Source organism: Paenibacillus oleatilyticus, assembly GCF_018998565.1.
Taxonomy (GTDB): Bacteria; Bacillota; Bacilli; order Paenibacillales; family NBRC-103111; genus Paenibacillus_G; species Paenibacillus_G oleatilyticus.
The window spans coordinates 79,323-102,451 of sequence record NZ_JAHNZO010000019.1 but is presented as its reverse complement, the minus strand read 5'-3'; the positions used below and the strand labels follow the sequence as shown (position 1 = coordinate 102,451).

Below are 23,129 nucleotides of genomic sequence, written 5' to 3'. Positions count from 1 at the left end.
TCAGAATATTCAAAATATTATGGGAGTGAGTGAGACGATGAACGACCGACTGGACACCCCCAGCGTAATCATCGACACGGACATCATGGAGCGCAACATCCGTTCCATGGCCGACTCGGCCAAAAGGCTCGGCATCGCGCTGCGGCCCCATGCCAAAACGCACAAAATGCCATGGATCGCGCGGAAACAACTGGACGCCGGCGCGGTAGGCATCACCGTCGCGAAAGTGTCCGAAGCGGAAGTGATGGCGGAGCACGGCATCAAGAACATTTTTATCGCATACCCACTCGTCACCCCGGCCAAAATCGCACGCGCGGTACGGCTCAGCGGGCAAATCGAGCTGATCGTCGGCGTCGACAGTCTGGACGGGGCCAAGCTGCTCTCCCAAGCCGCCCTTGAGGCCGGACGCGAGCTGCAGGTCCGCCTGGAGATCGATACCGGTCTGCGTCGGACAGGCGTGCCGTACGACCAAGCGGAAGCGCTGGCATCCGCCATCCACGCGATGGAAGGCCTGCGCCTGACGGGCATCTATACGTTCCGCGGCGCGCTGCTCGGCGGCAAGCCGACGCTCGATCTGCAAGCGGCCGGCGCTGAGGAAGGCCGGCTGATGGCCGAGCTCGCGGACCGCATTCGCGCGCAGGGCGTGCCGATTGCGGACGTCAGCGTCGGCTCCACGCCGACAGGCCTTCAGGCCGCGGTGGCCAAAGGCGTGACCGAAATCCGGCCGGGCACGTACGTGTTCCAGGACCGGATGCAGGCTCGCCTCGGCGTCTGCTCGCTCGGCGATTGCGCCGGCAGCGTCCGCGTAACCGTCGTCAGCCGGCCGGCTGACGACCTGGCCGTGGTAGACGGAGGAAGCAAGACGTTCGCCACCGACGTGCAGCCGAATACGGACCCGATGCAGCTGCAAGGCTTCGGGCACATCCTCGAGCTGGAGGACGCAGTGCTGGAGCGGATGTCAGAGGAGCATGGCATGCTGCGGCTCGGTCCGGCGGCCCAAGCTTCCGGCCTGAAAGCCGGCGATGTGCTGCACATCATCCCGAATCATATTTGCAGCACGGTCAATCTGCATGACAAAGTGTATTTCAAGAGCGGCGACAACTATGAGGAGCGGGCCGTTCTGGCACGCGGCAAGCTGCAGTAAGCGGGGAGGCTCGTAATCATGCTGGATCTTATCATTCGTAACGGACGTATTGCGGACGGCACTGGAAACCCTTGGTTTTTCGGCGACGTCGGGGTGAAAGACGGGCGGATCGCCGCCGTCGGCCGGGTGGAGCAGGAAGCGAGAAGCGTCATTGACGCGCACCGCCAAGTCATCGCTCCCGGTTTTATCGACGGCCATTGCCACTCCGACCTGATGATTTTCGATCATCCGCACAGCGAGATCAAAATCAGGCAGGGCGTGACGACGGAAGTCGTCGGCAACTGCGGACTCGCGCCCGCTCCCTTCGTGAAAGAGCGCGCCGAGCTGCTGCAGAGCTATGTCCAGCCGGTGCTGGGCAAGACGGACTGGGCTTGGCCGTGGGAAACCGTCGAACAGTACATGGAACACCTGGCCCGATCCGGCCCGTCGGAGAACGTCGCCACCTACGTCGCGCACGGCGCGCTGCGCATCGCCGTCATGGGCTTTGCGAACCGTCCGGCAGCGCCGCACGAGCTGGAGCGCATGAAGCTGATGCTGGAGGAAGGGCTGCGGGCCGGCGCCATCGGGCTGTCCATTGGCCTGCTGTACGCCCCCGGCAGCTATACGGCCAAGGAAGAAATCGCGGAGCTGTGCTCCATCCTGCCGAAGTACGACGGGCTGTTCTCCACACACATCCGCGGCGAAGGCAACAATCTGATTCCTTCCGTCAAGGAAGTGATCTGGATTGCGGAGAAAGCCGGCGTGCCGCTGCATATCAGCCACTTGAAGGCTGCCGGCAAGCGGAACTGGGGCAAGGTGCTGGAGGCGCTGGAGCTGATCGAGGACGCCCGGGCCCGCGGCATGGACGTGACCTGCGACGTGTACCCCTACCACGCGGGCTCTACGACGCTGACGACCGTCCTTCCGCCATGGGTGCTCGAAGGCGGCATCGAAGGCACGCTGGAAGCGTTCCGCGATCCTTCGCTCCGCGCACGCATCCGCGAGGAGCTTGGCCGCGAGCAGGACTATTGGGACAACCTCGTCTGCTCCACCGGCTGGCAGAGCGTCGTCATCTCGGCGGTGCATACGGAGAAGAGCCGTCATCTGGAGGGCAAGCATATCGCGGAAATCAGCGAGGAGCGCGGCCAGCATCCGGCGGATTGCATGATGGACCTGCTGCTGGAAGAGGAAGGACGCATCTCGATCGTGTATTTCCATATGTCGGACGAAGACGTCTCGCAGGTGGTCCGCTACGAAAAGTCGCTGATCGCTTCCGACAGCCTGACCTGCGAAACCGGCAAGCCGCATCCCCGGCTGTACGGCACGTTCCCTCGCGTCTTCGCCAAGTACGTGCGCGACCAGCGCGTGCTGTCGCTGGAGGAGGCGGTCCGCAAGCTGACGTCGTTCCCGGCGCAGCGCTTCAAGCTGGGCAAGCGAGGACTGATCGTTCCCGGCTATGCCGCCGATCTGACCGTCTTCAATCCGGATACGATCCAGGATCTAGCCACGTTCGAAGAGCCGAGACAGTATCCGAACGGCATCTCGCACGTCATTGTGGCGGGAAAAACAACGCTCATCGGCGACCAACATACGCATGCCCGCGAAGGCGGACTTATTCGTGCAGCGTCGTGCTGCGCCCATTAATTTAACGAAACTATCGGAGGTATCCTATCTATGTCCCAAATCGAACAACGTTTACAAGAACTCGGCATTACTTTGCCCCCGTCCCCGGAGCCGCGCTTTACGTACATTCCGTGCAACCGGACGGGCAATCTGCTCTACTTGTCCGGTCAAGATTGCCGCATTAACGGCGAATTGATGTACGAAGGCAAGCTGGGCAAGGACGTGACAATCGAGCAAGGCCAAGAAGCGGCCCGCCAAACGATCATCAACTGCCTGGCCGTGCTGAAAGGCTACCTGGGCGACCTCGACCGTGTGGTCAAAATCGTCAAGCTACTCGGCTTCGTCAACAGCACACCGGGCTTCGGCGATCAGCCGTATGTTATGAACGGCGCATCCAACCTGCTCGTCGATGTCTTCGGCGAAAACGGCAAGCACGCCCGCTCCGCGATCGGTACGAGCGACCTTCCGTTCCACACGCCGGTCGAAATCGAGCTGATTGTGGAAATCCGCGACTAAGCGAAGCGAAGACGTAGACGGTCGGCTTAAACTTAGAAGCACCTCCGGCACCGGTGAATCCCCGAGTGCTGGAGGTGCTTTTTATATGGCTGCGCCTTACCCGTTCAGCTGCCGGTTCATCAACTCCAGGAGCTTGCCCCGCTCCTCCTCCGTTATGCTCTCCACAAGCCGGGCGGCCGCAAGCGGCAGCAGCCACGCCTCGATCGACTCCATCGTGCTGCCGGTAAGCCGTATGTATTCTTTCAAGTACGTCCTGCACAAGTGCCGGCGCAGCGCGGTAAACAACAGCTTTACCGGCTTCGGCATCCCCGGCGGAAGCGACGCATAGTCCAAAATGAACCGCGTTCGGGCCGCATCGCCATCCGGATGGCCGCTCATGCCGGTCATCCAGTCGATAATGACCGGACCTTGAGCGGTCATCATCATATTTTCGGGATGCAGGTCCCCGTGACACAGCCTGACCTCTTCGGGCAGCCGGTTCAACCGCTCGATTACCCGGGCCTTGGTCTCCTCGGATAGCAAGGACGTTTCGCGGATGCGGCGTTCGAGCATCTCCTTCTGCTTCGGAAGCCCCGGGGCCTCGCGGCGGTGCATTTCCGCGTGCAGCACAGCGAGCTGCCCCGCAGCTTGAGCGATGCGCCAAGGCTTCGCCGCGATCACCCGCGTCAAAGTCGGACCCGCCACCCGTTCGTAGACAATTCCCCGTTTTCCCTCGGCTTCCTCGATTCCGTAAACCGCGGGCACCGGCAGTCCGAACCCGGCCACTTGGCGGCTGATCCGCCATTCGTATTCCATCAAGTCTCCGGCGTGGGGGCGGAACACTTTAATGATTTTATCGCTCCCCCATGCAAATACTTCTGCGGTATATCCTTGTCCGATACGCTTCCCCAGCTTCATGATGACGACTTCCCCTTCTCTTGGCCCGGTTGTGCCGGGGCGATGTAACTAAACTTGAAATTCGTTCCCGGAACCGATATAACTGACTATAGACGTTTTTATCCGGAAGCTGCTTCAGCTTTACCCGAGGGAGACCCTGCTATGATCAAAAAAGTTTTGGCTGCTCTGCTGCTTGCCGCGATCTTGATCGGCACGCTTGACGCCTGGTCGTATAAAGACGCGCTGCGCTACCGCGACCAAGTGGCCGTCCTGATGTACCATCATGTCCACGATACGGACCAAAGCTCGAGCACCGTCTCCACCGCTTTGTTTCGCGATCAGCTCAATTATTTAAAGTCAAAAGGCTATCATTTCATTTCACTCGACGAATTCAAGCAATTTTACGATGGCGGTTCCGTGCCGGATAAAGCGGTGCTCGTGACCTTTGACGACGGCTACAAGAGCTTCTACGATTACGCGTATCCGATCCTGAAAGAGCTTGACGTGCCGGCCGTTAATTTCGTCGTGACGAAGGATTTGGACGACCCGCTGGCCCCGTCGATTCCAGCGCTGTCCCGCGACCAGATCCGGCAAATGCTGAGCGAGCGGCCTGGACGGTACGATTTTCAATGCCACTCGAACAATCTGCATTTCAAGGAAGGGAAGACGGCTGCGATTACCGGACCGCTTACGCGGGAAGACGGCGCGCCGGAAACGCCCGAGCAGGCCGTCGCCCGGGTGGCGGCGGACACCAAAGCCTGCGCGCAGCGGCTAAACGAGCTGTACGGCAGCGATCATGCGGCAGACAGCTACGCTTACCCGTTCGGCATCCATTCCAAAACGGCACAAGACCTTCTTACGCAAGCGGGCTTTCGTTACGCCTTCACCATTGTGAACGAGATGGCGACCCGCGCCAATCCGAAGCTGGAAATTCCGCGCATCAACGCGGGCAATCCTGCGATCCGGCCGGAGCTGCTGGACAAGCAGATCATGCTGCGCGTCGAAAGCGTCAAGCCTTTTCCCTGAACGGAAAGCTCGCTGTAACGCGATACGGGACTCCTTGAAGACCTGTCAGGTCCGAACGGAGTCCCGTTTTCATGTTACCGGCCGAGTCCGAATAAATCTGCGAGCAGTTCGTACGAACGCAGCCGGGCTTGGAAGTCGTACGTATAGGTCAGCACGATCAATTCTTCTACCCCGTAGTCCTTGCTGAACTCAAGCATCTGCGTCCTCACCTTCTCCGGCCCGCCGACGATCATCCGTCTCCGGTTCGCCTGAATACGCATGCGGTCCCAGTCGGTGTACGGGTAACCGGCCGCTTCCTCCGGCGTTGGGAAGGGCCTACGGAACTGCCCTTGTTCCAACAGCAAGAGGCGCAAATCGGTCGAAGAAGCCAGCCGTTCCGCTTCCTCGTCCGTGTCGGCGCAGATGACGATCACGCATACGTTCGCCTGAGGAGACGCGCCGAGCGGGCCGGGCCGGTAATTGGCAAAATACCGCCGCACCGCTTCATGTCCGCCGTCGCCGTTAATGAAATGCGCGAACGAGAACGCCCCGCCCAGCTCCGAGGCCCGGTCTGCGCTGAAGCCGCTGGAGCCGAGCAGCCAAAGCTCCGGCGCCGTATCGACGAGCGGCGTCGCCCTCACGCCTTCGAAGCGGTGTCCCGGCTCCATCCAGTCGGATAGAAAGCCTCCGAGATCGCGGAGCATCATGGCGAACTGCTCTTCTCGCTCCTTCGGCCGGCCGTACCGCAGCGCCTCCGAAGCAATCGGCATGCCGCCGGGCGCCCTTCCGATGCCAAGATCGATCCGTCCCGGATACAGGGCTTCGAGCACCCGGAAATTTTCCGCGACTTTATACGGGCTGTAATGAGGCAGCAGCACGCCGGCCGAGCCGACCCGAATCCGTGACGTATGCGCGGCAATGGCTGCGATCAAAATCTCCGGAGAAGAACCGGCGAGACCTGGCGTGTCGTGATGCTCGGACACCCAGTATCGCGTATAACCGAGCCGTTCAACCGTCTTGGCCAGCTCTAACGTGCGCGCCATTGCGTCTGCCGCCGTTTCTCCCGGAATGATCGGCGATTGATCCAATACGCCCAGCTTTAACATTTCGAATCCTCCATTCCCCTCCTCGTTCGGACGCGTTCATAAAGCCGGAGGAGGCCACTTGTTTTTCCATTCATTATACGCCCAGAAACCCGGTTGCGCACTTTTAGCGTTTCGCGCTGCCCGCTTTCGATCCGGGATTCACAACTTGTTGGAAAACGGACAAGGAAAATTCCCAAAAAGGGTTGAAATACCAGCCCGTTCTGTTATACAATTCAATTGATAAAGATTCTCATTATCATCGTTCTTGTCATTGTGCTCTAATCGGCACTTGTTGAATAAGATCTCCTGCCTCGGAGTTCAGCTAAATTTTAAGGGAGTGGTTGGGTTGGAACGGTTATATACGGAACGGTTGGATATTGCCTACGGGGAACGGTCCATTGTGCAAAATTTAAATATTAGCATCCCTTCTGGAAAAATTACGGCACTCGTCGGCGCGAACGGGTCCGGTAAATCGACGATCCTGAAAGCGATGGCCCGCATGATGAAGCCGAAGCAAGGCAGCGTCTTCCTGGACGGCAAATCGATCCATCAGCAATCGACCAAGGAAGTGGCCAAGCAGCTCGCCATTTTGCCGCAAAACCCGACGGCCCCGGACGGATTGACCGTCTCCGAACTCGTCACCTACGGCCGCTTCCCCCATCAGAAAGGATTCGGCTCTCTGACCAAGGAAGATCGCGAGATCGTCCGCTGGTCGATTGCCATGACCGGGATGGAGGAATTTTACGACCGTCCCGTCGACCAATTGTCCGGCGGGCAGCGTCAGCGCGCGTGGATTGCTATGGCGCTTGCGCAAGGAACCGACATTCTGTTCCTTGACGAGCCGACAACGTTCCTTGATATGGCCCACCAGCTTGAAGTGCTCAAGCTGCTGGAAAAGCTGAACCTCGAAGAGCGGCGCACCATCGTGATGGTCGTTCACGATTTGAATCATGCGACCCGCTATGCGCACCATATGGTGGCGATCAAACGCGGAACGGTAGCGGCGGTAGGCAGTCCGGCGGAAGTGATGACACCGGAGATGCTGCAAAATGTCTTCGGCATCGAAGCGGACATTGTGCCGGACCCCCGCACCGGAGTTCCGCTGTGCATTCCGTACGAGCTGGCGGGCCACAGCCGGCCGGTTCAGGTCGCTGCTGCCTCCCCTGTCGCCAAGCGGGAGCTTGTTGCGGCTGCCCAGTAGAACGGGAACCCCGTTTGCTGCATATAAGATTTTCGGGACTCCTCCGTTTTTGAGGGGTCCTTTTTTTGTTACCGTAAATGGTTTATGAGAAGAAACATTTTCCGTAGATTTTTCGTTTAATTAAATATCACAAGCGTTCGGAACGATTGTATTCCCGAGCGAAGGAGGGAACGCAAATGAACAGGCGCCGACGGCTTGCCATCGCTTTGATGCTCATCACGAGCACCATTATTTTGAATTGGACTTACCCGGATACCACAGCGCTCGGCGAACGGATTTTTCTTTGGATCGGACTGCCCGTATGGTCGCGGGGCGCCAGCGGCTTGAACTACGTCGGTATCACCTCGATGATGATGCTGTTCGCCGGTGTATTCACGCTCCGAACCTCGCTGCAGCGTCACGCACGAAAGATCGCCCTGCTCGCTTTAATTTTGCCCTTCTGGCTGCCCTCTCAACTAGTCGCAGCTTATCAAAGCGTATGGGCTAAAGGAATCTACGCCTTGGAATACGTCAAGGATGAAAGCAAGTGCAACTTCAAAAAAGAAGACGACCAGGTGACCGGTACTTGTTCGCTCACCTTCGTTAACCATAGCGGTCAAGATATCCAGTTCACCGCCTCCATCCGCAATCAGCGGTATCTCGTCGGCTCGTTCCTGGAATCGCTTGACATCCTTGGGGATCAAACGTTGACCATGCCTCCCAGGCAGAAAAAGACGATCAACGTAGCGTTCACAAAAATAATTGCTGATGCCCGCACTCCTGCCAGTGGTACGTTCTACGGAATGGATTTGGCGGTGAAGAGCGACGAACAAGAAAGAGATTTATAGGCATCTTGGCGCCGTGGAACGCTAAAAAAGCCGCAACGTCCCTGCTGCCAGAGGATGCGGCTTCGTGTTTGCTGTTAGATGATGCCGGGGTTTATGTCAGTCCTGTAATCCGGTCTACGGTTTGCCCGACCGCCGTTGCGGCTTAGCGATTGTCGACCTTCTCCGGGTACAGATCATGATTCAGCAGCCGGTGCTCGGCCATCTGTTCGTATTTCGTCCCCGGACGTCCGTAGTTGCAGTAAGGATCGATGGAAATGCCTCCGCGCGGGGTAAATTTTCCCCACACTTCAATGTACTTGGGGTCCATTAACTTTATCAAATCGTTCATGATGATGTTCATGCAATCCTCGTGGAAATCGCCATGATTGCGGAAGCTGAACAAGTACAGCTTGAGCGACTTGCTCTCAACCATTTTGAGGTCGGGGATGTAGCTGATATAAATTGTCGCGAAGTCCGGCTGGCCGGTAATCGGGCACAGGCTGGTAAATTCCGGGCAATTGAATTTGACAAAATAATCGCGGTACGGGTGCTTGTTATCGAACGATTCGAGCATCTCCGGCGCATAGTTCATCGGATACTTCGTTTGCTGGTTGCCGAGCAGCGTCAAGTCGAGCTCGCCTTCTTTTCTTCCTGCCATAGTGTGCTTGGCTCCTTTCTCTTCTTAAACCTTTATTATAGCCGATCTATGAGCTAAAGGTAAGATTTCGTAAGAAAAAGGAAGGTACTCCAAGCGCTTCCGCCAAAGGCCGGACAGCAGCCGTAACCGTGCCGTCGGTCATTTGAGCCTGTGGCTTCCGTTCCCAGCAGCAATTGATTCACCTTCACTTGGATGGTACCTTCGGCCAGTGCAGCAGGCTGAGCGCACAGCAGCGCCGGCACCGTTACTACTAACCCTTTTTTCTTCATGCTAAACACTTTACGACAAAAATTGCAAAACCTCTTGAAGGTTTCGGAATAAGATGGTATTATAACAACGAATAACGAGCGGAAGAACCGCCTTATCCATGCTTTAGTGGGTAGGGCGGTTTTTGTGTTTTGGCGCAAGAAAAATCTGTAAATTAAGCACGGTCATGGTACAATAGACCTAGTCCTTTTGGATCTGGAAATACATAACTTTGAATTCACTCGAAAGGAAGATTTTTGATGAAACGTATTGTCCCTTTATTCGTGTCCATGATGTTAATGAGCGCCTGCAGCCCGAATGCCAATACGCTGGTGGCCGCAGAGCAGCCGAAAACGGCTTCGGAGTCAAAAGCAGGTGTGTCTTTAAGCGATATTTCCGGTCATTGGGCAGAATCCGATATTAAAGCTATAGTGGCAGCCGGGTACGTCGACGGTTATCCGGACGGATCGTTCAAGCCGGACCACACCGTTACGCGGGCGGAATTTATCACCATGACGGCAAAAGCCGCCGGTTTGAAGCCCGTACCGGGTGGTGATAACAAGGAGTGGCATGCTCCTTACGTCGCAGCGCTTGTGCAAGCCGGAATCCACCAATACAAGGACTTTTCTTCCGGTGACTGGAACACGCCTATTACCCGGATGGAAATGGCCCGCCTCGCCGTCCGGGCATCAGACAAATCGCTGCAATCGCCAGAGGACAGCACCGATGCGAAAAAGTTTATGTTTTTGGCGACGCAGAAGGGTTTGATAACAGGCATGGCCGACGGTCAGCTCGGAAAAGAAGAGTCGGCCACTCGGGCGCAATCCGTGAAGATCATTCAGCGGATTTTGGACGTGAGCCAAGGCAAGAAGCTTGAGGTGGACAAGCGTGCGGCCAGCTATGCGGAAGTGGAATTGACGGGGAGTAACGTGCAGACGATGTGGGGTAGTCATGTGGTTGAGTTGCCGTATAGAATGCCGTTGCGTAAAACGAAAGCAATCGTAAAAGTACATCAAGTCTTGATTATGGATTTAAAGGAGCGGGATGGAGCTTTCCGATCTATGTTCGATGGTGATCTTCGAAGAGTTGATGGGAAACCAATTGGAGACGATTATTTTATAGCTCTGAAAATAGACGTTACTAATGAAAATGGGGGAGAGTCTGACTATACATTATGGCGTCAGTTGGCATCAGATTCAGGAATGGAGGTAAATATCCTTGATAAGACTAGAGAAGTAGATAAGAGATTTTATTCACCTGGTATTCTGTCTTCTGAAGGTTGGCACCTTTTTGTACTTCCTAAGGAAGAAGCTCGTTCTCAAATAGAACGCACCGGGTATGTAAATCTACGGTTACATGAAAATAATGGAGCTACAATTAATCTAGGCATAAAAGAATAACGGAGGAGGCAGGTAGGCTGCTATGTTCCAAAACAAATGGACTAGAATAATTGCAGCAGCCACGATCTTCTTATTAGGGTTCTCCTTTTTCATGTTTTTACGACCCGACTATATCATGGCCGCGATCAACTTTAAAACGTTCGAACCAACGCCCACCTTAACGAACTATTCAGTATCCTTAAATTCGGGTACTCAAAAAGTTGAAAGTGTCGATGTATATATCAAGGTTATTGGCGGCATGGAAAGAAAGATCGATCCGAATGCATATGAAGTAATCAATGATCAGCTCGTATTCAAAAACCTAACCAATGGCATTCCAGAAAAATTGCACGGAAAACGTTATGCGAATCCTGGACACATTATTTGGCGAGACCCTAGTGGAAAGTATTGGGACACCGAGGGAGAAAGAACGAAGCATTATCAATTTCCGGGGAGCTGTAGTGGTTCACCGGACCCAGTTCCTTCTCCTTGCCCCGGTTTATTCCCTGGTGATGCAACGATCTATCCTCCAGATGAAAAAACATTTCCAGGGCAGCCTGTTCGTTTTGACGAACCTGACCTGCGGAAATCTGATGGGTCAGCGGTAACAACAGCTTATGAAATCGAGCCACCAAATGATTTTTATTTTGACAATGGTGATCTTGTTGCACCTGATAGGATAGATCCTAAAAGTATTATCATAATCAATGCAAGAGCCCGAGCAGAAGGAGTACAAGTTGAGGACTTTGGTAGAAAGGTAGATGGCTTTGGATATTTGAAAGTTTCTAAGCCTTTTACCTCTTCATACAATAGGCTTACAATAGATTACCTACTTTGGCCAGAAGGAAAACCAACTTATGATAAGCACCAACAAGGGCGAAATTATGTTATGGATGCCGATACTGATTGGACCGCCACAACCTACAAATTCGAAGGCCGCATTGAAGTGTTCTATAAAGCGCCGACTTTTCCCGACCTGATCCCTTTCGATCTCAAATCGAACGGGCCGGTGAAAATCGGCGAGCCAACGACGTTCACCTACACGTTCCGTAACGTCGGAGAGCCGATCAAGAATAAAACCTTCTCAATCCTGATCCAGAACCGTTCCAACGGTAAAACGATTCACAAGGCATCCTTTACAAACGCCGAGCAGAATGTGGATATAACCGGCACGTTTCAGTACACGGTGACGGACCCGGGAAAACTACTGACCGGATTTTATGTCGATTCGGACAATACGATTGATGAAGGTACGACGGGCGGGGAAGACAATAACTATAAGCCGTTTGATTTTCCGGTCGATATCGGCATCGACGGCGACTTTCGAATTAGGCCCGGACTGACGATCAAAATTCGGGATAATTTCGAGCTGGAGCCTGTTGATTTTAAAATCCCGAAAGGCTGTACCTATTTCGGTCATCAATATCGGTTCAACTATAACGGCCAGACATGGTCGACGAATCGGGTGAAAGGGCAATCGCAGAACAGCGCATTCCCCTATCCGAACGGGAGACCGTTTTATTTTGGAGAAGGTAGCAACTACATAAGTCTGAAAATTCAAACTTCTTGTGGTGAAACGGACTGGATTAAGGAAAAACCGTTAACGGTTCTCCCCGATCCGAACAATAAACCGCCCTATTTTCAGGCAGGCTGGTTTTACGATCAAGACCGGAACGGGATCTATCCGCCGGAATATTTTTTGGTAGGCGACATGGTCAATGTCCGTGTTATTCATAACCAGTACACAGACCCGAAGTCGCCTTCGGACCCGGACAACGATCCGATCCAGTGGAAATGGGATTTCGATTCCGGTACGCATCCTTGGGTTCAAAAAATAGCGAAGCAACTGCACGAAGATTGGGGCAAGACGCTCGACGCCGAAGGCTATTATCACATCAAAGCGGATACGCCGGGAACGTTCTCCGTAAAAGCTACGGCGGATGACGGGCGCGGCGGGACGCGAACGGAAAACGTATCCTTGACTGTGATGGAGCCGAATCCGATCCCGGTCTGCACCGCGCCCGCGGAAATCAAGGAAAATCGTCCTGTCCCTCCCGGAGCGATCCATGCCGATAAAAGCTGGAGCCCGGCGAGACGGTCCATCGACCACTCGAAGGATTTGTGGATCAACAAGCTGGATAAGTACTATAACGGAACGTTGCAGGACGTTACAGCGACTGTCACGCTGGCAAAAGTCGTGGACAGCTCGGGCATGGCATCAACCGGCTACAGCACTTGCAGCATTACCGTCCACCCGGACTTGCCTCCCGTCGGCAAAATCGTCGTACCGCCGCTCGGTATCCGGAATCAGCCGGTGACCATCCGAAACCAATCGTATTCGCCGGACGGCGATCAGATCGTTTCCGTCAAATGGCGGTTCAAATACGACGCGGCAAACAACGGTTTTCAAGACGATCCTTGGCTGGATATCCTTGGGACAGACAGCAGAGTCGTTTCCTTCGATAACAACACGCTTGTATTTAAAACCGACATGGTCGGTAAATATCTGTTCGATGTTCAAGTGACGGAGGACTACGGAAAAAGCGCCCTGGCATCCGATACGCAGCCGGATGCGCTGCGTACGATGGATATCGTCAACAATGCGCCGCACGTTTCCTTTGCCATCGAAGGGCAAAACGATCAGCCGGGAATGAATCCGCCCATTATGTTTAACGCGAGTACAATCGTAAATTCGTGGGCGCTGTTCGATACGAACACGAATATCCGGATCAATAACTATATTTACCGGTGGGCTGCCGAGGGCAACGCCGTCCTACGGGCGGGCTTGGGAAGAGAAATGGAGCGTCAGGAAAGCATTATCAAGCGAGACAATCCGCCACAGGGACCTACCCATGTTTTCGGAACGTTTCTATGGCCGGACCTCGGGTTCGGAGCGAACTTTATCAGCTCATATAAAGGTACGATTTATCAGTGGGTGAACGGCAGACCCACGCTGACCAGTACGCCCATCTTAGTCCCATCAACGATCTGGGACCCGGATGCGAGGACATATGTACCCGGATATTCTCCGGCGAAGTTTAATTCGATCGTACGTACGAATAAAACGTATCTTTATTTTGACGAGGGCTCGAAGCTGTATGCCTTTAATAAAAAGAAGCTGCCGCAGTACAGCCGAAAATGGAACAATGCAGCTAACAACCTGTTTCATCTATGGGATCGGGACCCGTATGATTTTATCCTTGCACCGGACAAGTATACTGTTGCCGTACCGTTCCGGGATTCTCCGAACGGGCCGACCTACACGAAAGAAGCATATTTGCCGGATGAGTATCAAGGTTCTGTGAAGTACGAGGTCGCAGGCGGAATCATCTACAAGGTTTCGAACATCAGAATGTACGATTATTTCACCACTTGCCGCAACGACGATGGTTCGAGAAGCTGGACGTGCGGCGTCGGCAAGGGCAACAACTCCTTTATGATCGAGGCATACGATGCGTATACCGGTAAGCTGATTTCAAGCAATAAGGACAATCCGCTCAAGAGCGGCTGGGAAGAGCTCGGTCTATCGGTTGACGAAAAGGATTATGTCGGCCGGAAAACGTTCTCGCTGATGACCAAAGGCGAAAGCCTCGTTATTGTGTATCAAAAGAATTACAGTAATGGTTTGCCTGCAATTGGGTTCGTCGAAATTAATCCGCAGCTCCGGGAAGTCAGAAGAGGCGGACAATCGTTCCCGGACAGTACGATTAAATATCAAAGAAAATATTATAATACGATGCTGGGACGCCCGGTTCCTGAGCAATATCCGGAAACCTACCAATGCAGATACAGCGATCTAAACGGGTTATGGAAAGGGCCTGACGGGGAGTTTTATACCTACATCAAACGCTCCTGCGACCGGGACGACGGATACATTAAAATCGATAGAAGATATAACGAGGACGCCCCGATCGGCGTTTATCTGCTGCGCATCAATAACGACTTGAGCATGGGATGGACCGCCAGATTGGCGGGCATGGACTGGTTCTACCCTTCCAACACGTCAATGGGTGGAGAAATGCTTTACAACAATTTTACGGCGCTCGTTGTAAATCCATATAATCGGACCTTGCTGACACGCAGTTACACGAATATGGATCTTATGAACGGTCGTGGCGACCACCACAGCTTCGGACAATACGTGAATATGGACACCGGTACGGTGTCAGACGGACCTGTTCCATACAACTATCCATACACAGTTGGCGTAACTCTTGGTGGCGGATTCAATGACGGAGGAGGAGGTTGTTCTTGGGCGACGGATGGAAAGTGTAGCCGTTTCAATGTTCATGAGGGCGAATTATTGAATGAAGCGTCGAATGAACAAGAACGGGGAGACAATTACTTAGGCGGATTTTATGTAGGGGACGGCCTGTTTTTGGGGATGTACAATACGGTAAAAAGACAAACGGGCAATGGCTATTACTTCACGGAAACCGATAAGTACATGTATCTCGAAAGCGGTCCTCTTGATCAAGATCCTATACTGCGGAAAGGGTTTTTTCTCGGCCAGTTCGTTTCTCCGGATAGTTATCGTGACACGGACATTACGTTTCGAATGAAAATGACAAGTCCGAACGAGGATACGAGCTTAAGCGGTTTTTCGTTCCGCATGCTTGACCCGACCAACCGGTATAGTCTGGAAACGGACGGTTCCACGCTCTATCTAAGCCGTTACATTGGCGGCAGCCGAACTGTGCTGCGCAGCCAGACGTGGCCGTTCGATAACATGGACAATTTGTTCAAGATCAGCTTGTCGGGCGATACGATTCAAGTATTCATGAACGGCGTACCGGTGTTTGATGTGCAGGATACCACATTCACGGATGGAAAAATGGGACCTTTCACGGACAAGTCGTTTGTCACATTCACGGCCATTTCCGTTAAGCAGAATCAGGATCACCGGGATTGGATGTCCGACTACGCCATATGTGAGAACGGTTCGGCTTCGGCCAACGTGCGGTATAAAAGCATTTTGTTCGAAGATCCGGAAAACGATCCGATGGCCGGCAACTTCCGCTGGGGGGTCACGCATACGCCGAAGTTCCTAAATAATCAAGGACTTTCCGCGTTAAACGGGAAAACGTTCGATGCCCCGCAGCAAACCTTTGACGCGGTCGGCGTCTATCTGCTCACGCTGCGGGCGCAGGACGATCCGAACCGGAACTATTTATGGGCAAGCATGGTTTTCGATCAATACCGCAAATGGTCCAATACGTTCCAGAAAAAATTGACGGTTCACCGCAGGCCGATCGCGCAGTTCACACTCTCGGAGAACGGGGACGGCACGGTCGCCTGGAACGATACGTCCTACGACCCGGACCGGTTCGATCCGAATCGGGCGGCTTGGGACCCGGCACGATGCAGCGCGCCCGATGTGACAGGCTACGATTATTGCAGCATGCGCGGGATCGTTTCCCGGGAGTATGGCTATGTCGACCCTGACGGTAATTTTGTCGCTGAAAAGCTGACGAGGCCGAAAAAGCCTGGACTTTATACTGCGTATTTACAAGTCATCGATGAGTACGGGGCAAAGTCTTACCCCGCCACCGCTTTGATCCAGCTCAAAGGCAACGTCCCTGAAATTCCAAAACCAACGGTCCAACTAACGTATCCGACCGGAACGCGGGACAATCCGACACTGGAACACGGAACGAGACCGACGATCCATTGGAGGCAGGATGACCCGGCGGGCCACTCGTTTACGGGGTACGAGGTTCAAATCATGGATTCGCACAGAAGTCTTGTCATCAGCAGCGGGGAAACAAGTCAGAATGCGCCGCCGCATAGTACGGCCACGTGGCAAGTGACGACGGATTTGATCCGCGGCGAGTTGTATCAAGTACGGGTGCGCGCGCAAAATCCGTACTATTGGACGGAATGGTCCAATATCGGATGGATGGTCATCAATTCGGCGCCCAGCGTTGTCATCACGAATCCGAACGGACCTGACGCCTATAACCCGACACTTATTCTGGATAACAAACGACCGGCGATTGCTTGGGTTCAATCGGACGGACAAAAGAACTACTATGCGAAAATGTACATCGAAATTTTGAACGAGACCGGCGGCATGGTCTACAATACGGGATGGAATGCGTATCAGAGCACCACGGCAACAACGAACAGCTTCCAAGTGCCGACAGACCTGCCGACAGGCGTTCCTTTACAGGCACGGATGAAGGTCACCGACGACGATCCGAACCTATGGTCCGAATGGAGCAACACCGTATGGTTCTATATCAACATGACGCCGACCGTGACGATGAACGTTCCTTCCGGAACGCAAGCGAATCCGACGCCGATGAGCCCAACGCCGACCGTTTCGTTCACGCAAAGCGATCCGGACCCAAATACGACGTTCACGAAATATCAGGTCCAATTCATCAATGAAGCGGGAAATACCGTGCTCTATGATACCGGAGAACAAGGGCAGCATCTTCAAGGGCAAGTGTCCGTACAAAACGCCTCCGTTCCTAAGGATCATCCGCTGCCGGCAGGAGCAAAAGTTCAGGTTCGGGCGCGTGCTTTTGACGGATTTGTATGGTCGGCATGGTCTGCGCCAACTTGGCTGCTGACCAACCGCCCTCCGACGGGAAATATTACGTTTATCACGCCGATTTACGAGCACGATACACCGGTATTCACCGTATCGGTCTCCGATCCCGACGGCGATGCGATTGACGTGACGGTAGAAAGCAGCTTGAACGGCGGCGCGTTCGGAATCATTCAACAATGGAACGGCGTTCCGTCCGGCCAAAGTAAGGCGTTCACCTACGGGCCACTGCCTCAAGGAATTTACACCTTGCGGCTATCCCTTAGCGACGGCAAGGGCGGAACGTTTAACCAGACCTATTCGTTCGTCGTACTGCCTTTGTCGATTAAAGGCTATGTCACGCATACGCCGGAGTGGGAAAGCTACCGGCTGTTGTGGAACGAGAAGCACCCGGACGCTCCTCGGGCGGCCGACGTCTTTTGGGCCGGGGAGGCGTTCGAGCTGTCGGCGACGGTGACCGATACCGGCACCAGCGTAACCAAGCCGCAGTCGGTCGATGCGACGCTTCTGGAAACCGGCGAGCAAGTCAAACTTGACTCCTCCGACCACATTCGATTCAGCGGGCAACTGGTCAATCCCGATCATGCCCAATCGCTGCGCAGCGGCCAAGCCTACACCTTCCGGTTCCGCGTGCATTGGAGCAACGGGTTGGTTCAGACCGACGATGTGCCGGTCAAAATTCAAGGCAGCATGTATGATGTGATCGTCAATCAGATCCGGCATTAATAGTATGGGAGTTCTTCCGCTTGTCTCTGAAAATAAGCGTCAGTATGAGAATTAGCGGCACGTTATCCCGCCCGGTTTGACGATACGAATCTAAACATTTACAATTTAAGGTAGGCATGTCAACCAGTCTGCTGGAGACCCCCGACAGGGGGTCTTTCCTATTCACTACATCCATACCATTCCATTCGGAGGTGCAACCCTTCATGAACCCCGTAATTGATTTGCTCCAAAGCCACCGCTCCATCCGCAAATTCAAGGAAGTTCCGCTGCAGCCGGAGCACATCGACGCCATCGTCGCTTCCGCTCAGATGGCTTCGACTTCAAGCAATGTCCAAGCCTACAGCATCATTGCCGTGACCAACCCGGAGAAAAAGCAGGAGTTGGCCCGGCTGGCCGGAAATCAGGCCTATGTCGAGCATTCCGGTCTGTTCCTTGTATTCTGCGCAGATCTGTACCGGCTCCGCGAAGCAACCGAGCTGAACGGTGAAACGTTCCATCAAAATACGGAAAGCTTCATCGTCGCCACCGTCGACGCGACGCTTGCTGCGCAAAATGCCGCGGTGGCCGCCGAATCACTAGGATTCGGGATCGTGTACATTGGCGGAATCCGCAACGCGCCAGAGGACGTCAGTCGGCTGCTCCAGTTGCCCGAGCTCGTCTATCCGGTGTTCGGCATGTGTATCGGCGTGCCCGATCAAGAGCCTTCGGCTCGGCCGCGGCTACCGAAGGAGGCCGTTCTGCACTATAACGGCTATCAAGCGGACGATGTACGGCAGCGGATCGAAACGTACGACGAGACGATGCAAGAGTATTACCGGACGAGAACCGGAGGCAAAACAGTGACCACATGGTCCAGAGGGATAGCGGACAAGTTCCGGCAGCCGGTGCGTGCGCATATACGAAGCTTCTTGGAAACCCGAGGCTTTAAGCTGGAATAGGTTATTACGGCTTTCGCCGATCCACATATTTGAGCGCTTCACGGATACTGAGCGGCGATAACGCAGTTTCGGCGACGAACGTGCGGACCGCCGCTTCGTCCGTCTTGGAATATTCCCGAAGCGCCCAGCCGATCGCCTTTCGGATGAAAAATTCCTTCGAGTCCGCGCATTGCCGGATCAGATCAAAAAGTAAAGCCGCATCCGTTCGCTTCTTGTAGCGAAGCTGGAATAATAATGCCGTCCGCTGCAGCCACATCGAATCCGAAGCCATCCATCTTTGCGTATGGACCGGAATCAGCTCGGGAAACCGGGTGAACAATTCTCCTACGGCATGTCCCGCCAATTCATCCACCGTATCCCACCACGATTTGGTCGTTATCAGATCTTCCAAAAGCTCAATTCGGGAGGCATCCGCAGTCTTGCTTCTTTTCCCGAGCAGCGTTAGCACCGCATACTGGAATTCGCGTTCCGGCTGCGCCCACAATTCCCGGACCGCTTGTTCCAATTCCCCATTTTCCGGTACGCCGTACTCGTAAAGAAACTGCCGGACAAGCGCTGTGCGTTCAGGCGATTTGATCCCCAGAAAAGCGAATTGATCTCGCATATATGCCTGCATCGGACCTGCCAATTCCGGGTTCGCATGGGATCGCAGATGGGCTTGCAAACGTTCGGCATAATCAATTGAAACGTAAGCCAAGAAAATAACCTCCAATATCGTTATTTTTCTTCAATTTACAAAAAAGCGGACAGTCAAGCAACCAAGGATGTGGTAAACTCTCACAGTCAGTTATACAATAAAACTAACCTGACTACGGGAGGAAAATCGTTTGGAAACCCAACAGTACGCCAACCATCGTAAACTTGATCCGCTGTTCCATTTCGTGCTTCTTTGGCTGACTTTGATCGTTCTCGTCGGTGCCGTGGTTTATGCCGTCCGTTCCCTAACGGGAGAAGGCGTGTTCGTCGCGCTTCTTCTGCTCGGGCTGAGCGTCATCGCCGCCATTCTGGTCATGCTGGTGCGGACGTATGCGCTCAAGGCTCAAGACCGGGCGATCCGGGCGGAAGAGCAGCTCCGGCACTTTATCCTGACCGGCAAGCCCATCGATCCCCGATTGTCGATACGGCAAATCATCGCTTTGCGATTCGCCGGCGATCAGGAGTACCCGGAGCTGTGCCGCAAAGCGGCGGAAGAAAACATGCGGCCCGATGACATCAAGAAAGCGATCCGGGCTTGGCGGGCGGATCACCACCGGCTGTAACATCCGTGCTGTGAACCTGCCGCCATATACGCCATACGCTATATGCACCATGCGCCAGATGTACCATATGCTGTATACGCCATACACACTAGATGCTCCATACGCTATATGCGCACCTTCCTCCATATACGTCTTAGACCATACGTTATGCGTACCAAATAGAGGAACTGTAGTGAGCTATCGGCTTCACCCAACCGCCATTGGCAACATCTAAAGGAACTGCGATGCGCTATTGCTCCCTTTTGAGGCACAACAAACTATTTTCGACACGAATAGCTAACGTATGTTCCTCTATATTTTTCCTGAGGCCAAAGGTCTGCGATTAGCAAATCGTAGTTCCTCTATTTGCCGCCCAAAACTAACGTGTCTGGCCATCCGCCGCCGTGCAGCGCGGCAACGACTACCGCGAAAGTGGCACGACGGGAGAAAAGCGCACAACAAGAGAAAGTCGTAGCCCGTGAAATCCGTCCGTGCAACTTTCAGCTCCCGCTTTATTCCTCTTGGATAGTAACAGATAAACCGTTGAGGTTCTAGCGACCTCCTCGCAGCGCCGAAACGTGTTTTTCCTTCTTAATTACCTTTATATAAGATTTAATTCGCCAAAACACAATACAGCATTCGGCTTCTCTTCCCCGCCTAACAATCCAACCGGCTTCCACATCGAATGAGTCTGATAAAGCAAAAAGGACAGCTTCCTCCGCTGTCCTTTTGCCTCTTCATTCCGCCCGACATGCAAGTTAAGATCGCCAAATTGCTGGATAGAGCCTACAAGGCCTTCTTTATTATGGTTCTCCGGGCTCCCATTCATTTCAACCGACCAGTCGACGTTGACGTATCGCTTACTCACAACGTTGCGTATCAGCGTGAGCTTTTCCGGCACGGCCAGCATACCGGGGATTTGGAATTCAAAGTCCTCGCTCAGCTGGATCATCCCGTCCTTCCAGCCTGATCCTCCCGCGCTCCAACTTCCGCCCATCGAAACCCGGTACTCTTTCCCTCCCGAATCCCGTGCCATCCAATAGTCATCAAAAGAATCGCCATTCCAGAGTTTCCCGTCGACATACAGCGTACCTTCCGTTTCTTCACTGCTCGTATTCGGCGGTTGCTCGATCGTAAAACCTTTCAACCGGATATCATCGCCGTCCGCACGGAAAAACACCGGTTCTTCCTGCAAACGGGCAGGTGCAAAACTCACCGACGAACCGTCCCGCTCCGCTATGTAATACCCATCGAAGACGAAACGGTACGGCTGGTTCTCCGGGAGATACTGGAACGTATAACTTAAATGCATCAATCCGGCCTTATCTCCAGCAATGCGGGATTGGGTCATCAAACTATTCATGCTGGGGTGTTTTCTCGTATTCACGCTATGAATTTCGCTGCCTGCCGCGTCCTCAAAATGAAACATCAGCTCCTGCTTCTGCCAAAGGTCTCCCGGAGACCGGGCCAATGCCTCCGAACTGAGCTCCGTATCCAACTCCAAACGAACCCCCTGCACCATACGGGTTAACCGCTTTAAGCGAACCGTCATACCGCCTGGGGATGTATATTCTCCCTGCAATTCGGTTATCTTCGTTTGTTTCTGCGCCTCCGTCATATCGATCGGGAACTCGAAATTCCAGTTTCCTTTAATAGCAGGAAAACCCTTGCCCCACGGGTCTCCATCTATTATGCCGATCTGTCCCTCAATCGTGATGCGATTCGATTGAATCGGTTGCACAAAAAAAGCAACGAGATAATAAAAGTCGTTCGTAAACCTAATATCCTCCAATTTTCCAATCACTTTCCCCTGCTCGTCCTTAACAACTATGCGATTTCCGTTTCTTTCTTCCAAGAGTCTTAAGCGTTCCCGCTCGTGCCTTCCGTCCGGGCCGAATAGCTGCAGCGCCACAACCACACGGGTAGGGTCGGCAACAGCCTCGTCGATTTTGAGCGTGTAGCCCTTGTCTTTCACTTTAATGTTCGGATGCTGTACCAAACCGAATTCCTGCGCCCGCAGCAAGCCGATATCTACATTATTGCGTGAAAATAAAGACCGGATAATTTCCGCGACCGTCGGTATTGAATAGAAGGACGCCACACCTAGCAACACGAGAATGGAAGCTACTCCTACCGTGACCCACCAGATTTTCCGGCGGCGCTTCTTCGTCACACGACCTACCCGTTCGGTCATCGGTATGGGCGTCACTGGCTCGATTTCTTCGTCCCGCAGCGCGAACATGACTTGATCCGTGAATGATTCCGGCAGCGTTTCTGCATACATTTCCCGGGCCCATTGCTCCTGTTCCTCTAAAAGAGCGTCTTCCAATCGCTGACAATCAGAGCAAGTGGCGATATGATCGGCTATGCCGCTGCGGTTGGTGACGACAGAGCGGGTTAGGAACATCTCCATTTCATCGCGACTCAAGCATTTCATATTCCATCCCCTCCTTGCTCTCGATCATGAGCTGCTTAAGACGTTTTTTCGCCCGATACAAGTCGTTCTGGACTTTGCTTACGGGCACTTCCAACACTTCGCCGATCTCCTCGTAGCTCAAATCGTTCGTGTACCTTAACAGCAGCGCCATCCGGTAGTTGGCCGGAAGCAGAGCAAGCAGCCGCCGAAATTCGGTTCGACGTTCCGTTTGAAGCACCGATTGCTCCGGACCGTCGCTAACCGCAGTTTCAACTTCCCCGATCGGATGCTCCTCGAATCTGTGCTTTTTCTTGTGATCCTTCAACAGATTGGCGGCGATCGTATACAACCAGGAGGCAAAGCTTTTGTCCGGTTGATGCGAAGCGAGCTTGCGGTAAGCCTTAATAAAGGTTTCTTGCGTCAAGTCCTGCGCATCCATAGGGCTCGCTCCCATCCCCCGCAGGAGGCCGTAAATTTTCTGTTTATAGCGATCGACCAGAAAGCAAAATTCTTGCTTGCTTCCCGCCACAATCCGATGAATAAGCTCTCGTTCCGACTCCTGCCGGATATCGCGTTCCTCCACCAATCGGTCCTCCTAGCGTTCTATACTGTAATAGACGATGAACCAGAATCCGATCTCTCACCTTAGGGAATATTTTTACAAGGAACGGATGGGAGAAAAAATTAGAAACTTTTCGTATTTGTACGTCGTCTATGTAATAAGACCGCTAAAACGC

The 23,129-nt window shown here is 53.7% G+C and carries 17 protein-coding genes; 10 read left to right on the top strand and 7 right to left on the bottom strand.

The features are described 5' to 3' along the window. Window positions 1-37 precede the first annotated feature (37 nt). From KQX66_RS22860 to KQX66_RS22850, 3 genes are read left to right on the top strand one after another with little or no spacing between them, the layout of a single operon-like run. Entirely contained in the window at window positions 38-1,144 is a 1,107-nt protein-coding gene (locus KQX66_RS22860) for an alanine racemase (protein WP_216795115.1), read from the top strand. Between the two features lie 18 nt (window positions 1,145-1,162). Continuing rightward, window positions 1,163-2,767: an N-acyl-D-amino-acid deacylase family protein gene (locus KQX66_RS22855; protein ID WP_216795113.1), complete on the top strand. Its 1,605-nt coding sequence runs from the start codon at window positions 1,163-1,165 to the stop codon at window positions 2,765-2,767. 30 nt (window positions 2,768-2,797) lie between these two features. After that, window positions 2,798-3,262 carry a RidA family protein gene (locus tag KQX66_RS22850; protein ID WP_108533338.1) on the top strand — a complete coding sequence of 155 codons (465 nt, stop codon included), beginning with the start codon at window positions 2,798-2,800 and terminating at the stop codon, window positions 3,260-3,262. A gap of 96 nt (window positions 3,263-3,358) precedes the next feature. On the opposite strand, the gene KQX66_RS22845 is transcribed toward KQX66_RS22850, so the two are convergent. Beyond that, entirely contained in the window at window positions 3,359-4,159 is an 801-nt protein-coding gene (locus KQX66_RS22845) for a phosphotransferase family protein (RefSeq protein ID WP_216795111.1), read from the bottom strand. Window positions 4,160-4,300: 141 nt separating this feature from the next. Between KQX66_RS22845 and KQX66_RS22840 the strand changes: the two genes are divergently transcribed. Beyond that, complete coding sequence (locus KQX66_RS22840) at window positions 4,301-5,164, top strand: polysaccharide deacetylase family protein (protein WP_216795110.1); 864 nt, start codon at window positions 4,301-4,303, stop codon at window positions 5,162-5,164. A 74-nt stretch (window positions 5,165-5,238) separates the two neighbouring features. Here the strand turns inward: KQX66_RS22840 and KQX66_RS22835 are convergent, their stop codons facing one another. Continuing rightward, on the bottom strand, window positions 5,239-6,249 hold the full coding sequence (locus tag KQX66_RS22835) for an LLM class flavin-dependent oxidoreductase (protein WP_216795109.1): 1,011 nt from the start codon (window positions 6,247-6,249) through the stop codon (window positions 5,239-5,241). A gap of 325 nt (window positions 6,250-6,574) precedes the next feature. On the opposite strand from KQX66_RS22835, the gene KQX66_RS22830 reads away from it, so the two are divergent. Then, a complete protein-coding gene (locus tag KQX66_RS22830; RefSeq protein ID WP_216795107.1) occupies window positions 6,575-7,429 on the top strand; it encodes an ABC transporter ATP-binding protein in 855 nt (284 codons plus the stop codon). A gap of 176 nt (window positions 7,430-7,605) precedes the next feature. Beyond that, window positions 7,606-8,256 (top strand): hypothetical protein, encoded by a 651-nt coding sequence (locus KQX66_RS22825; RefSeq protein WP_216795106.1) that lies wholly within the window; start codon window positions 7,606-7,608, stop codon window positions 8,254-8,256. Between the two features lie 142 nt (window positions 8,257-8,398). Here the strand turns inward: KQX66_RS22825 and queF are convergent, their stop codons facing one another. Together queF and KQX66_RS22815 are read right to left on the bottom strand one after the other, a co-directional pair. After that, on the bottom strand, window positions 8,399-8,893 hold the full coding sequence (gene queF / locus KQX66_RS22820) for a preQ(1) synthase (RefSeq protein ID WP_054973159.1): 495 nt from the start codon (window positions 8,891-8,893) through the stop codon (window positions 8,399-8,401). A gap of 53 nt (window positions 8,894-8,946) precedes the next feature. Further along, a complete protein-coding gene (locus tag KQX66_RS22815; RefSeq protein ID WP_216795105.1) occupies window positions 8,947-9,162 on the bottom strand; it encodes a hypothetical protein in 216 nt (71 codons plus the stop codon). 237 nt (window positions 9,163-9,399) lie between these two features. On the opposite strand from KQX66_RS22815, the gene KQX66_RS22810 reads away from it, so the two are divergent. The 3 genes from KQX66_RS22810 to nfsA all read left to right on the top strand — a co-directional run bounded on the left by KQX66_RS22810 (window position 9,400) and on the right by nfsA (window position 18,738). After that, window positions 9,400-10,539: an S-layer homology domain-containing protein gene (locus KQX66_RS22810; protein ID WP_216795103.1), complete on the top strand. Its 1,140-nt coding sequence runs from the start codon at window positions 9,400-9,402 to the stop codon at window positions 10,537-10,539. 868 nt (window positions 10,540-11,407) lie between these two features. Beyond that, on the top strand, window positions 11,408-17,800 hold the full coding sequence (locus KQX66_RS22805; protein WP_216795102.1) for a fibronectin type III domain-containing protein: 6,393 nt from the start codon (window positions 11,408-11,410) through the stop codon (window positions 17,798-17,800). Window positions 17,801-18,003: 203 nt separating this feature from the next. Further along, complete coding sequence (nfsA, locus tag KQX66_RS22800) at window positions 18,004-18,738, top strand: oxygen-insensitive NADPH nitroreductase (protein ID WP_216795101.1); 735 nt, start codon at window positions 18,004-18,006, stop codon at window positions 18,736-18,738. Between the two features lie 4 nt (window positions 18,739-18,742). Here the strand turns inward: nfsA and KQX66_RS22795 are convergent, their stop codons facing one another. Then, complete coding sequence (locus KQX66_RS22795) at window positions 18,743-19,435, bottom strand: DNA alkylation repair protein (protein ID WP_216795100.1); 693 nt, start codon at window positions 19,433-19,435, stop codon at window positions 18,743-18,745. 130 nt (window positions 19,436-19,565) lie between these two features. Between KQX66_RS22795 and KQX66_RS22790 the strand changes: the two genes are divergently transcribed. Further along, the gene (locus KQX66_RS22790; protein WP_216795098.1) at window positions 19,566-19,997 is read left to right on the top strand and encodes a DUF6526 family protein; all 432 of its coding nucleotides are present in this window, start codon (window positions 19,566-19,568) and stop codon (window positions 19,995-19,997) included. A 580-nt stretch (window positions 19,998-20,577) separates the two neighbouring features. Here KQX66_RS22790 and KQX66_RS22785 read toward each other — a convergent pair. Then, window positions 20,578-22,413, bottom strand: coding sequence for a DUF4179 domain-containing protein (locus tag KQX66_RS22785; RefSeq protein WP_216795097.1), 1,836 nt, complete (start codon window positions 22,411-22,413; stop codon window positions 20,578-20,580). Continuing rightward, the gene (locus KQX66_RS22780; protein WP_308647263.1) at window positions 22,391-22,975 is read right to left on the bottom strand and encodes an RNA polymerase sigma factor; all 585 of its coding nucleotides are present in this window, start codon (window positions 22,973-22,975) and stop codon (window positions 22,391-22,393) included. The genes KQX66_RS22785 and KQX66_RS22780 overlap by 23 nt, the downstream gene beginning before the upstream one ends. Window positions 22,976-23,129 lie beyond the last annotated feature (154 nt).

Excerpts from the sequence above, each read along its gene's own strand:
- KQX66_RS22855 (WP_216795113.1), top strand. The coding sequence starts at position 1,163 with ATGCTGGATCTTATCATTCGTAACGGACGTATTGCGGACGGCACTGGA.
- KQX66_RS22845 (WP_216795111.1), bottom strand. The coding sequence starts at position 4,159 with ATGAAGCTGGGGAAGCGTATCGGACAAGGATATACCGCAGAAGTATTT.
- KQX66_RS22825 (WP_216795106.1), top strand. The coding sequence starts at position 7,606 with ATGAACAGGCGCCGACGGCTTGCCATCGCTTTGATGCTCATCACGAGC.
- nfsA (WP_216795101.1), top strand. The coding sequence starts at position 18,004 with ATGAACCCCGTAATTGATTTGCTCCAAAGCCACCGCTCCATCCGCAAA.
- KQX66_RS22815 (WP_216795105.1), bottom strand. The coding sequence starts at position 9,162 with ATGAAGAAAAAAGGGTTAGTAGTAACGGTGCCGGCGCTGCTGTGCGCT.
- KQX66_RS22835 (WP_216795109.1), bottom strand. The coding sequence starts at position 6,249 with ATGTTAAAGCTGGGCGTATTGGATCAATCGCCGATCATTCCGGGAGAA.
- KQX66_RS22810 (WP_216795103.1), top strand. The coding sequence starts at position 9,400 with ATGAAACGTATTGTCCCTTTATTCGTGTCCATGATGTTAATGAGCGCC.
- KQX66_RS22805 (WP_216795102.1), top strand. The coding sequence starts at position 11,408 with ATGGATGCCGATACTGATTGGACCGCCACAACCTACAAATTCGAAGGC.
- queF (WP_054973159.1), bottom strand. The coding sequence starts at position 8,893 with ATGGCAGGAAGAAAAGAAGGCGAGCTCGACTTGACGCTGCTCGGCAAC.
- KQX66_RS22785 (WP_216795097.1), bottom strand. The coding sequence starts at position 22,413 with ATGAAATGCTTGAGTCGCGATGAAATGGAGATGTTCCTAACCCGCTCT.
- KQX66_RS22840 (WP_216795110.1), top strand. The coding sequence starts at position 4,301 with ATGATCAAAAAAGTTTTGGCTGCTCTGCTGCTTGCCGCGATCTTGATC.
- KQX66_RS22850 (WP_108533338.1), top strand. The coding sequence starts at position 2,798 with ATGTCCCAAATCGAACAACGTTTACAAGAACTCGGCATTACTTTGCCC.
- KQX66_RS22860 (WP_216795115.1), top strand. The coding sequence starts at position 38 with ATGAACGACCGACTGGACACCCCCAGCGTAATCATCGACACGGACATC.